This is a genomic window from Ruegeria sp. BC8 (assembly GCF_056535705.1).
Window position 1 is genome coordinate 1,233,070 of record NZ_JBQFIV010000001.1, and the last position, 11,660, is coordinate 1,244,729.

The 11,660-nt window shown below is 61.1% G+C and carries 11 protein-coding genes; 3 read left to right on the plus strand and 8 right to left on the minus strand.

The features are described 5' to 3' along the window. Positions 1 to 2: 2 nt before the first annotated feature. Together ctlX and rocF are read right to left on the minus strand one after the other, a co-directional pair. Positions 3 to 923: a citrulline utilization hydrolase CtlX gene (gene ctlX / locus ACR3EK_RS06295; RefSeq protein WP_170389801.1), complete on the minus strand. Its 921-nt coding sequence runs from the start codon at positions 921 to 923 to the stop codon at positions 3 to 5. Then, a complete protein-coding gene (rocF, locus tag ACR3EK_RS06300) occupies positions 923 to 1,843 on the minus strand; it encodes an arginase (RefSeq protein ID WP_170389802.1) in 921 nt (306 codons plus the stop codon). The genes ctlX and rocF overlap by 1 nt, the downstream gene beginning before the upstream one ends. A gap of 86 nt (positions 1,844 to 1,929) precedes the next feature. Between rocF and ACR3EK_RS06305 the strand changes: the two genes are divergently transcribed. Together ACR3EK_RS06305 and mprF are read left to right on the plus strand one after the other, a co-directional pair. After that, a complete protein-coding gene (locus ACR3EK_RS06305; RefSeq protein ID WP_093961837.1) occupies positions 1,930 to 2,358 on the plus strand; it encodes an Lrp/AsnC family transcriptional regulator in 429 nt (142 codons plus the stop codon). Between the two features lie 101 nt (positions 2,359 to 2,459). Continuing rightward, a complete protein-coding gene (gene mprF / locus ACR3EK_RS06310) occupies positions 2,460 to 5,069 on the plus strand; it encodes a bifunctional lysylphosphatidylglycerol flippase/synthetase MprF (protein ID WP_480632960.1) in 2,610 nt (869 codons plus the stop codon). 3 nt (positions 5,070 to 5,072) lie between these two features. On the opposite strand, the gene ACR3EK_RS06315 is transcribed toward mprF, so the two are convergent. From ACR3EK_RS06315 to ACR3EK_RS06340, 6 genes are all read right to left on the minus strand, one after another. Further along, entirely contained in the window at positions 5,073 to 6,665 is a 1,593-nt protein-coding gene (locus tag ACR3EK_RS06315) for an efflux transporter outer membrane subunit (protein WP_480632961.1), read from the minus strand. 2 nt (positions 6,666 to 6,667) lie between these two features. Beyond that, complete coding sequence (locus tag ACR3EK_RS06320) at positions 6,668 to 7,813, minus strand: HlyD family secretion protein (protein WP_170439525.1); 1,146 nt, start codon at positions 7,811 to 7,813, stop codon at positions 6,668 to 6,670. Positions 7,814 to 7,834: 21 nt separating this feature from the next. Next, on the minus strand, positions 7,835 to 8,194 hold the full coding sequence (locus tag ACR3EK_RS06325; protein WP_093961840.1) for a DUF3302 domain-containing protein: 360 nt from the start codon (positions 8,192 to 8,194) through the stop codon (positions 7,835 to 7,837). 34 nt (positions 8,195 to 8,228) lie between these two features. Continuing rightward, the gene (locus ACR3EK_RS06330) at positions 8,229 to 8,798 is read right to left on the minus strand and encodes a disulfide bond formation protein B (RefSeq protein WP_170339003.1); all 570 of its coding nucleotides are present in this window, start codon (positions 8,796 to 8,798) and stop codon (positions 8,229 to 8,231) included. A 12-nt stretch (positions 8,799 to 8,810) separates the two neighbouring features. Beyond that, positions 8,811 to 8,966, minus strand: a complete 156-nt coding sequence (locus ACR3EK_RS06335) for a DUF5993 family protein (RefSeq protein WP_170339565.1) — start codon at positions 8,964 to 8,966, stop codon at positions 8,811 to 8,813. 110 nt (positions 8,967 to 9,076) lie between these two features. Then, positions 9,077 to 9,838 (minus strand): DeoR/GlpR family DNA-binding transcription regulator, encoded by a 762-nt coding sequence (locus ACR3EK_RS06340; RefSeq protein WP_480632962.1) that lies wholly within the window; start codon positions 9,836 to 9,838, stop codon positions 9,077 to 9,079. A gap of 218 nt (positions 9,839 to 10,056) precedes the next feature. Between ACR3EK_RS06340 and glpD the strand changes: the two genes are divergently transcribed. Next, the gene (gene glpD, locus ACR3EK_RS06345; protein ID WP_480632963.1) at positions 10,057 to 11,649 is read left to right on the plus strand and encodes a glycerol-3-phosphate dehydrogenase; all 1,593 of its coding nucleotides are present in this window, start codon (positions 10,057 to 10,059) and stop codon (positions 11,647 to 11,649) included. Positions 11,650 to 11,660 lie beyond the last annotated feature (11 nt).

The following is an 11,660-nucleotide window of genomic DNA, read 5'->3' on the forward strand; positions in this document are numbered from 1 at the left end:
TCCTAGCGGCGTGACAGGTGGATGCCTGCGATCATGCAGCGCACCGACCCGCCGGCGGTTTCGATGGTGGGTACGGACAGCGGCAGGGGCGTCGCGCTGTCGTGGATGATGTCGATCTGATCCGGGCGCAGCGCGGCCAAAGCCCGGCTGGACAGCGCCAGAACCAGCCCGTCGCGGCCTGTCAGTTCGATGGCGTTACCGGCAAATTCGGCGATCTGGTCGTGGGTCAGGTCGATCACCGTGCGGCCGGATTCCTCGAGCCGCGCCCGAACGGTCGCGCGCCGCTCGGGGTCGGTGATCATGTCCAGACAGATCAGGGCGTAATGCGTGCCGATCCCCATCAGAACATTGGTGTGATAGACATCGCGGCCTTGCGCGTCGCGGGCCTCGAAGGCGATGGGCTCGTAGTTGAAATGGGTGCAGAACCGTTCCAGCAGCACCGGGTCGGCGCGGTTGGATTTGACGGTATAGGCAATGCGCCCGACGTGATCGAGCACCATCGCACCGGTGCCCTCCAGCGCGAGGTTGTCCTGCTCGAGCCCGGAATAGTCGATCACGTCCTGTACGCGATAGTCGCGTTTCAGCATCTCGATCAAATCCATCCGACGTTCGCGCCGGCGCGAGGGAACGAACATCGGATAGATCGCTACATGCCCGCCCGGATGGGTCGAGAACCAGTTGTTCGGAAACACGCTGTCGGGCGTGTCGTTGTCGCCGAAATCGTCAAACACATGCACGGTCACGCCAGCGTCGCGCAGCTGGGCGACCGCGCGGTCATGCTCGTCGCGGGCCGCGGCCGAGGTCGCCTCGGCCGAGCGGTTGGCCAGCGTCTGGAACGCATTGTCGTCGCGGGTCTCGGGGTTCGAGGCAAAGGCGTGTGGCCGGATCATGACAACGGCCGAGGGGGCCTGAAGGGAATGCATCAGAAGCTCCGGGTAATGCGGTCGAAGATGCGGCGCCCAAGCAGCGAGGCGGCCAGGTCGACCATCAGTTTCGCGGTACGGCCGCGTTCATCCAGAAAGGGGTTCAGTTCGACCAGGTCCAGCGAGCAGACCAGCCCGCTTTCGTGCAGCAACTCCATAACCAGATGCGCCTCGCGTTCAGTGGCGCCGCCGGGAACGGTGGTGCCGACGGCCGGCGCGATGGCGGGGTCAAGGAAATCCACGTCCAGCGAGACATGCAGAATGCCGTTTGCGGTGCGGACACGGTCAAGAAAGGCCATCAGCGGGGCCTTGATGCCGTGTTCGTCGATGCTGCGCATGTCGGCCAGCATGGCGCGGTCTTTCTCCAGCGCCGCGCGCTCGGCCGGATCGACCGAGCGCAGGCCGATCATGCCGACGCGGTCCGTGGGTATCGGAGCATCCAAAGCGGGGAAAGCGTCGAACCCGGGCTGACCGGTGAAATAGGCGACCGGCGTGCCATGCAGGTTGCCACTGCCGGTGCTGTTGGGTGTGTGGAAATCGCTGTGCGCGTCCAGCCATAGAACGAACAGCGGGCGCCCGATCTGCTGCGCATGGGCGGCCATGCCAGAGACCGTGCCCATCGACAGGGCGTGGTCCCCGCCCATGAAAATCGGCAGACCTTGTTGGGCCGCCTGTTGCGCGACCCGGATCAAAGCCCGCGTCCAACCTACGCATTCGGGTAGGGCAAAGAGGTGATCATGTTGCGGCATGTCGACTGTGTCCGGGCGGGTGTCGCCAAAGTCTGTGACCGTGTGCCCGAGGTCTGACAGCGCCTCGGCGATTCCGGCCACCCGGTACGCGTCGGGTCCCATCCGGCAACCCTGTCGCCGCTTGCCGACGTCCATGCCGGCACCAACGAGAATGACTGATTTGGTATCCATACGTTCATTTAGCGGTGCAATGCGGGTTGCGTGAAGGAAGCAAAATGCTCAAAATGAAATCTGAAAATCCAAAATGGAAACACGGAATGGACGATCTGGACAGCCGCTTGCTCAGCGCCCTTCACCGAGACGCTCGCGCGTCCCTGTCAGAGCTTGCAGAAGTGCTGGGTGTAACGCGGACGACCGTGCGCAGCCGGCTGCAGCGGCTCAAGCAATCGGGTGAGATTGTGGGCTTTACTGTCCTGACCCGTCGGGACGTCGCGCAAAGCCCGGTGCGCGGGTTGATGATGCTGGAAATCGAAGGGCGCGGGACCGAGCGCATCATGGCCCGGATCGCGGCGATGCGGCAGGTGCGGGCGGTGCATTCCACCAATGGCGGATGGGACCTGATCGCCGAGATCGGGACCGAGACGCTGGCCGAACTGGACGAGGTTCTGTTCCAGATCCGCCGCATCGAAGGCGTGACCCGCTCCGAGACCAATCTGCTTCTGTCCACCCGAAAAGGCCGCTTCTGAACCGCCCGCCATTCACCAGCGCGGCATAGCTTTGAATACCAAACGATTTGTGCAAGAGTTTTCCCGCAGGCTTGATCAGACCCATGGGCAGGGAAATCAATATGAGCACAGCAGACCCAGGCGAAAACTCGCGGGCGGAAATCCTGATTGCCCGGGTGACCGGTCTGTTGGAGCAGCCGATCGTCAGGTTGGCGATACCTGTTGTGATAACGCTGATCGCGTTGACGGTGCTGCACGACCTGTCGAGCCATGTGAAATGGTCGGACGTGCAATCTGACATTGCCGGAACGTCTTGGCGGGTGATGTTCCTTGCCGTGTTCTGGACGGCCTTCAGTTTTCTGTCTCTGTCCTTCTATGACGTCTTCGCCGTGCAGAGCGTGGCGGGGGGAACGGTCCCCCTTCGCATCGCGGCCATGGCCGGGGCCAGCGGCTATGCGGTGTCGAATTGCCTCGGATTTTCGTACATCACGGGCACGGCGATCCGCTATCGGATCTATGCGTCGCTGGGGTTGGATCTGGGACGGGTCGCGGGCGTGATCGCCACATCATGGGTGGCTTTCTGGATGGGCCTCATCCTGATCCTCGGCGGAATGATGACGCTTCATCCGGACGGGATCGCCCAAGCGCTGCCGATCAGTGGAACTCTTGAAACGGTCATCGGGGTTGCCCTGCTGGTCGGTCTGCTGGTTCTGTTTGTATGGCTGGCAAAAGGCGGGCGTCGGCTGGCCTTTGGCGGAGTGGGATTTGACCTGCCCGGAGGCAAGTTGGCCAGCCTTTTGACGCTGGCGGCAATCGGGGATCTGTTCGGCGCGTCGATGGCTCTTTATGTTCTGATGCCCGACGATCTGGGCGTCGGTTATCCCTATTTCTTCACCATCTATATCTGCGCAATCGCAGTTGGGATTCTCAGCCACGCCCCGGGCGGAATCGGTGTGTTCGAGGCCACGTTGATCGCCGGGCTGGGGGCCTCGGGCCGGTCGGACGTGATTGCTGCGTTGCTGCTTTACCGGGTTGTCTACACGTTTTTGCCATTTGCCATCGCAAGCCTGTCGATCGCCGTCGCTTCGGCGCTGGCACACCGGCATCACATCAGCGGTGCGGCCACCTGGTTTTACCGGGCCGTCCGGCCAATCGTGCCGATGGTGGCTGCCGGTATCGCGGCAGTGGCCGGTGTGGTTCTTCTGGTGTCTGGCACCTTGCCGGCCAGCTCGACGAAGCTGGGAATCCTGCGCGAGTTTCTGCCCCTGTCCTTCGTCGAGGCATCGCATCTGGCCGGAAGCGCCATCGGCGTTCTGCTGCTGCTTGTGGCGCGGGGGCTGTACCGCAAGCTGTACCGGGCATGGATCGTTGCCATGATCCTGATGCTGGCCGGGTTCTTTGCGTCACTGGCCAAGGGGCTGGATACGCATGAGGCCATCGGAATGCTTGCAGCCATCGGTTTGTTGGCCCTGTTTCGGGGGGCTTTCTACCGGGTCAGCGGCGCCTCCATCTTCCGACTGAACATTCCTTGGCTGGTCAGTCTGATCGCGTCGCTGGCGGTGATCTTCTGGATCGGGTTGTTCGCCTATTCCCATGTCGAATACGAAAATGCGTTGTGGTGGGAGTTTGCATGGAATGGCGATGCCTCGCGGTTCCTACGCTCCAGCATGGTGGTGGCGGTCATCGTCGGGGTGGTGGCCGTGAACTCGTTGTTCGGACGCACGATCCCCGCACGTCAGCGCACCGAGATCCCTGCGGCGGTCGAACGTCTGGCGCTGGCCAGCGAAGAGACCGAGGCGCAGATCAGCCTGACCGGCGACAAGCAGTTCCTGGTCGCGCCGGATGAAAGCGCCTTTCTGGCCTATGCCGATTCCGGCAACGCGTTGATCAGCAAGGGCGAGCCTGTCGGCGATGAGGCCGCCGGCCAGCAACTGATCTGGCAGTTGCGCGAAATGGCCGATGCCGAAGGCAAGCTCTGCGCATTTTACAGCGTGTCCACCAAGTATCTGCCTACGTTTCTGGACCTCGGGCTGTCGATCCTCAAGATCGGTGAAGTCGCCCGGGTGCCGCTGAAGGACTTCACGCTGGACGGCAAATCCCGCAAGCGGTTCCGTCAGGCCCGGAACCGGGCCGAGCGTGAAGGATATGTCTTCGAGATCATTCCCAAAGACCAGCTTGCACCGGTCCTGCCGGAGCTGCGCCAGATCTCGGATCGCTGGCTGGAAGGCAAGGCGGGCGCGGAGAAGGGTTTTGCCCTGGGCGGGTTCGACGAGCAGTATTTGTCCTATTTCGATCATGCGGTTCTGAAGAACGGCGAAACAGGCAAGATCGTGGCTTTTGCCAACCTGTTTCAGGGCGGCAACAAGTCGGAATTGTCGCTGGATCTGATGCGGTACGAGCCCGACTGCCCCAGCTTTGTCATGGACGCTCTGTTCGCCGAGATGATGAACTGGGGCGCCGGCCAAGGGTTTCATTGGTTCTCATTGGGGGCCGCGCCGTTTTCCGGGATCGAGAACCGGCAACTCGCCTCGCTCTGGAACCGGATCGGCGGCTTCGTGTACGAGCACGGCGAGCAGTTCTATCACTTCGAGGGTCTGCGCGCCTTCAAGCAGAAGTTCGACCCGGAGTGGAGCCCCAACTATCTTGCCAGCCCAGGCGGTCTGGCCGCGCCGCGCATCCTTTACGAGGTGAACATCCTGATCTCTGGCGGCCTGACGGGCCTAACGAAATAGCGCCTAGTTCAGACTTGCGCGTGTTGGGTCCTGCTGCAGCAGGTCCCCCCAATCGGTGCGATAGGACATCTCGGCCAGTACGGTTTCCGGCAGAAACTCCTGATTCTGACGGATCTGCCAGCCCCCGCCCAGACCCTTGTAGACCGCGACCAGATTCGACGACACCTGCTGGCGCGCCTCGATCAGGTTGGCTTGCGAGCGCAGAAGCGCGGTCTGCGTGTTCAGCACGCGGGAATAGTCTGCGATGCCGTCGCGATACTGGCTGACGGCAATGTCGGCGGCCTTGCTCGCTGCGTCGACGCTGCGTTGGTAGAACGTCACCTGCTTGCGCGCCTGGGCATAGGCAACCATGGCGCTTTCGACCTCGGAATAGGCGGTCAGCACGGTGTTCTGATAGTTGGCGATCAGCGCCTGATAGGCGGCGTCCTGCGCGCGCACGTTGTTCTTGATCCGCCCATAGTTCAGAACGTTCCAGACCACGCCGGCGCTGGCCAGACCCGTGGTGCTATTCGAGCTGAACAGGTCGCGCCCGCCCGACGCCTGCAGGCCGATCGAGCCCGACAGGATGAACTGCGGATACAGGTCCGCCATGGCAATGCCCACTTGCGCCGATTGCGTGGCTGCGGCCAGTTCTGCAGCGCGAACGTCGGGGCGGCGGCGCAGCAGTTCGGCCGGAACGCCGACGGCGACGTTCGATCTTGCTGACGGGATCCGCCCGGACGTTCCCAGAAGGCCGGTCATGCGCGACGGTGTCGTGCCCAACAGAACCGCCAGCGCGTTCTTGGCCTGCTGCAGATCGCTTTCCAGCGTCGGCACCAGCGCCTTGGTGTTGTTCAGCAGGGCGGTGGACTCCTGCACATCCAATTCCGTCGTCACGCCATTGTTGAACCGCAACTGGGTCAGATCGTTGGCTTCCTGCTGCAGCTTGATGTTCTCGCGCGCGACGGCCAGCGACTCCTGCAGGGCGCGGATGTTGATGTACAGCGCGGCCACATCGCCCGTCAGCGTCACCAGCGCATCGTCATAGTTGGCGACCTGTAGCGCCAGGTTCGATCGCGCCGCCTGCACGCCGCGCCGCTGCGCGCCCCAGACGTCCAGTTCCCACTGGGCGTCAAACCCCACCTGTGAGGTCGAAAACTCGGTATCCAGCGGAATGATCCGGTTGATATCGGCAATGGGACCGAGGTTGTCGCTGATCCGGCGCCGCTCCAACGCGCCGCCCACGGCCTGCGATTGCGGATAGAGCTCGCCGAAGGCGATGCCCAGTTGCGCGCGGGCCTGCAACACGCGCGCGCCTGCGACTTGAAGGGTCAGGTTCTGGGCGTAGGCCTCGGCCACCAGCTTGTTCAGGGTCGGATCATTGAAGCTCTGCCACCATTTGACCACGGGGGCGCTGCGTGATGTCAGCCCGCTGGCTTGGCTGGCGCTGGGGCTGTTGGCCTCCATCCACTGTTTCACGACCGGCGAGTTGGGGCGCACGAAATCCGGCCCGACCGGGGTGCATGCAAACAGCAACGCGGCGCTCAGCGCGGTGCCAACTAACATGCGGCGGCGGTTTCGTGGCCTGCGCGGATGGTCCGGGTTCATGTGTGTCATGCTCAGATATCCAACGGTCGGATGAAGTTGGCGAAGGAATAGAGGCGGATGTTGATGCGGCGCAGAAACTCGAAGCTTGTGCCTTGCCCGGTATAGATGGCCACGGCCGCGTGCCCGCCAGCGGGGAAAGTATGCCCTTCGGGGACGTCGACTGAAATCTGCACCGCGATGCGCCCGGGAATTTTGGGCAGCTCGAACCCCGGCAGGCGGCCAGAAGGCAGGTATTGCCCCTGCCGGGTGGCCCACCAGATGGCCTCGACCCTGCCGGTCAGAATTTCACCCGGGTACAGGTCCAGCGCGACCTCGACAGGCTGACCGGGTTCGACGAATTTCAGGTTCTGCTGGCGGTATGTGGCCAGGATATAGGGCGAATCCTCAGTCACGAAGCTGGCGATGGCCCCAAGTCGGATATCACCGACCACAAGGCCGGGACGGGCCTGTTGCGAGACGATCATACCGTTCTCAGGAGCGTAGATCGTTGTATTGTCGAGGAAATACTGTGCTTCGGCCAGCTGCGCCTTGGCCTGAAGGATACCGGTGTTCACTCCGTCGATCTGTGATTCCTGCGCAAGTTGCGCCTTTCTTAGATTGGCCTCAGCCTGTTTGACCGCAGCCTGATCTTCGGTCACTTGTTCGTTCCAGCGATCCAGCTCGTCCTGACGCGCACCCCCGGCAGGCACCAGGTTTTCATAGCGCGCCTTCTGCGTCATCGCATAAGCCAGCTGGGCATTGGCGCGCTCCACCGCCTCGGTCGAGGCGATCACGTCCTGTTCAAGGATTTTGGCGTTCTGCTCCGCAGCCACCAGTTGGGCCTGCGCGTTCTCGACGGCCAGCTTGAACACCGTGTCATCAAACCGGTACAGCGGATCACCCTTGGTGATGGGCGTGTTGGGTTCGACCAAGACCTCGGTCAGGATGGTCGGTTGGGTCAGTTTCGGGACGATCTGGATGGTGGACCGCACTACGTGGCTGTCGATCGAGAAGGGTTGGAAGAACCGGAGCGCGACCAGGAAGATCAGCAGCAGATGGGCGCCGACCCAGAACGACACGATCCCCCAGACAATGTTGAACTTGAGCCATTGTGCTTTGAAGAAAATGAACCAGACAAAAATGATGTAGAAAAGTGTGATGCCGAGGGCGACGAACATAGTGGTGGATTTCCTTCGGCGTCAGGTTTTCTGTGGGTCGTCTGCAGCAGGGGCCCGGTACTCGTCCTTGACCTGCCCGCCAAGGCGCTCGATCTCCTTGCGGATCGCTTCGCGCTCGCCCTCGGGCAAGCGGCGGATGTCCACGGTCATGCCATCATGGTAGGCCCAGATAAAGGCGTGCACCCAGGGGATGATCGCCAGAAACCCCATCCATCCCATCAGTTTGACGGCTTCGGCATGGGGGTGGTTCCGTTTGATTGCGATGCGGCCGGGCAGGCCCATGATGAACAGAAACAAGGCCATGACCGCCGCCAGCAGTAGGATCAGCGCTACGAATGTCAGGTAGTCATAATAGCCCAGCGGCTGCCCCAGTAGTCCCATCGTCGCGCCTCCTGTCTGGACGGTTGCCCCATCCTCAGTTGTTGGTGTCCAGTTCGTCAATCAATTTGTAGCTGGTCGGCGGGTCGGCGCAGATGCCCGGACCGCATTCCAACAGCGTCGAACCGGCGTTCAGCACCGCAAGACCCAGCATGATGAAGAACGCGACCTTTGCCAATGTGCTGCCGCCAAAGCGTGGTTCCGCGCGCGTGTCCGAGACATACTGTTTCTCGAACATCAGCATGATGGCGGTGCCCAACAGGATCAGGAAAAAGCAGATGGCAGCCCAAGTATAGTAGTGCAGGCCCAACACCGGAGAGCCATAGTGCCCGGTTCCCGGCACGATGTGCAGAAGGATCTGCCGCACCGACACGCTGCCGCCGTAGAGGGCCGCAATCAGCATGATCGCATAGTGTTGGGGCCGCGGGCCATAAAGCAGGTTCAGGCCCAGACCAACACCAACCGCGACGAAGCCAACTCGCTGCAACAGGCAGAGCGGGCAGGGCAGTTCGTACAGCTTGAGCTGGTAGACATAGGCCAGCAGCAGAACAAGGCTGACGGCCAGCATTCCTAGGGCATTCAGAGTACGGGACAGTTCAGGTGTCATGATCGTCCCTTTCTACAACTGAATTGTCAGTTGGCTGGTGGCGTGAAACTTGAGCCAATAGACGCTCAACGCCAGCGTGAGAAAGAAAACCACGTTTCCGGCTTTTGTCCGTCCAAAGTAATTCAGCGCCATAACGGCTGTAAGTAACGCAAATAAAAGCGCGATCATGGCTCGGTCCTCCCCTCCCGTGCAACGATTGCAATGGTGGTGATACTGTCAGGCCCGCTGCCATCTGGCAAGTTTTGGGATCGTCCGTTCGCCTTAAGTGCGAGCGAACCCTAGCTGCACACCACCAATTGGGTCTGCCATTCGCGGCAGCGCGCCGCCAGTTCGGATGTGACGGGAGCGTCTGTGTAGAACGTGTCGATTTCGGACAATGACGTGATGCGGGCCGGGGCCGACCGCTGGAACTTCGAGTGGTCGGCAACAAGGCTGGTATGCCGCGCCTGCGCGATGATTGTCTGGCTGACGTTCACTTCCTGAAAATCGAAATCCAGCAGATCGCCTTCGCTATCCAACGCAGAACACCCTATGACCGCGTAGTCAAACTTGAACTGACGAATGGTCGAGACTGTCAGATTGCCGATCAGGCCCCCATCTGATCGGCGCAGAACACCACCAGCGACCACGATCTCGCATTCAGGGTTTTCGACCAGAATGTTGGCCACGTTCATATTGTTGGTCACGACCATCAGGTTCTTGTGGGTCAGAAGTTGCCGCGCCACGGCCTCGGTCGAGGTGCCTATATTCATGAACACCGATGCTCCGTCCGGTATGTCGGCGGCACACCGTTTGGCAATGCGTGTCTTGGCTTCGCCGTTCAATCCGCGGCGGTCTTCGTAACCGATATTCGAAACGCCCGACCTCAGAACCGCGCCGCCGTGAACGCGGTCCAGCATCCCGGCATCGGACAGTTCCGACAGGTCCCGACGAATGGTCTGGACAGTGACATTGAACCGCTCGGCCAGATCCTCGACCGCGACACGTCCGTTTTGCTTGGCAAGGCTCAGGATGTCGGATTGGCGAAAGGACAGGGACATATTCGGCTCCGCGGGTGTGGCTCTGTTCGTTTTTGTTCTTTTTGGGCATCGAGCGCAAGTCTGATGTTTTCTTGATTGGGTGCCAAAGGAGATAGAAGTGCCCGACAATCAAGTTGCACAAGATGCGACAAAGCGAACAAAAACGAAAATCAAAATTGACTAAACGAGTGCCGGTCGCGTTAATGCGCGCGACCCTTTTGCAAATGGAATCATCAGACATGGAACAGTCGGACACCCAGATTACCGATCTTTTTATCATCGGTGGCGGCATCAATGGCTGTGGCATCGCGCGCGACGCCGCAGGGCGCGGGTTGAGCGTCACGCTCGCCGAGATGAACGATCTGGCCTCGGCCACTTCGTCTGCTTCGACCAAGCTGTTTCACGGAGGGCTGCGCTATCTGGAGTATTTCGAGTTCCGTCTGGTCCGCGAGGCCCTGATCGAACGTGAAACGCTTTTGCGTGCCATGCCGCATATCAGTTGGCCGATGCGGTTCGTTCTGCCGTATCACCCGGACATGCGGTTTGACTCTGAAACGCCCACGTCGCGCCTGTTGGGGACGGTCATGCCGTGGATGAAGGGGCGGCGGCCTGCCTGGCTGATCCGTTTGGGGCTGTTCATGTATGACAACCTGGGCGGCCGGAAGATCCTGCCGGGAACAAGTTCATTGAACCTGCGCACGGCGCCCGAGGGTGCGCCGCTGCAGGACAAGTTCGAAACCGCGTATGAGTATTCCGATTGCTGGGTCGAGGATTCAAGGCTGGTGATCTTGAACGCACGCGATGCAGAGGCACGCGGCGCGCGGATCTTGGTGGGCACCAAGGTTCTGTCGGCCGAACGCAGCGAAGATGTTTGGCAGATCACCGTGCAGGATTGCGAAAGCGGTGAAACCCGTGAACTGCGCGCGCGGATGCTGATCAATGCGGGCGGGCCGTGGGTTGGAGACATCATTCGGACCAAGATCCGTTCGAACTCACGCGAGGGCGTGCGGCTGGTGCGCGGCAGCCATATCGTGACGCCGCGTCTCTACGACCATGACAAATGTTACTTCTTCCAAGGTGAGGACGGGCGCATCATCTTCGCCATTCCCTATGAGCAGGACTTCACTCTGATCGGGACCACTGATCAGGACCACCCCGATCCGTCCGAGCCGCCCGTCTGCACTGAGGCCGAGCAGGATTATCTGTGCGCCTTCGCGTCCAAATACTTCAAGAAGCCGGTCTCGCGTGACGACATTGTCTGGACCTACTCCGGCGTGCGCCCGCTGTATGATGATGGCGCCCAAAGCGCCACGGCAGCTACGCGGGACTACACATTGAAAGTGGACGCCGAGGGCGGCGCTCCGGTCCTCAACGTGTTTGGTGGCAAGATCACAACCTATCGCCGCCTTGCCGAAAGCGCGATGGAGAAGGTGGCCGAGCACTTCCCAGACCTCTCTGGCCCTTGGACTGCGGGAGTTGCTCTGCCGGGTGGGGATTTCCCGGTCGACGGGGTCGAGGCACTGGTTGCCGGATTGAAGGCCAACTACGGATTCCTCACCGACAAATGGGCGCACCGTCTGGTACATGCGTACGGCACCGAAGCACGCATCATCCTCGGGAACGCGGTCCAGGCCGATGATCTGGGCGTCGATTTTGGCGCGACCCTGACCGAGCGTGAGCTCGAATGGCTGATCGACAAGGAATATGCCCGTACAGCGCAGGATGTGATCTGGCGTCGAAACAAACTGGGACTGCGCCTGAAACCCGAGCAGGTTGAGCAGATCGAGGCCTGGATGCAGAAGCGTCGTCAGCAACAACGGAAAACCGCTTAATTACCCACCAA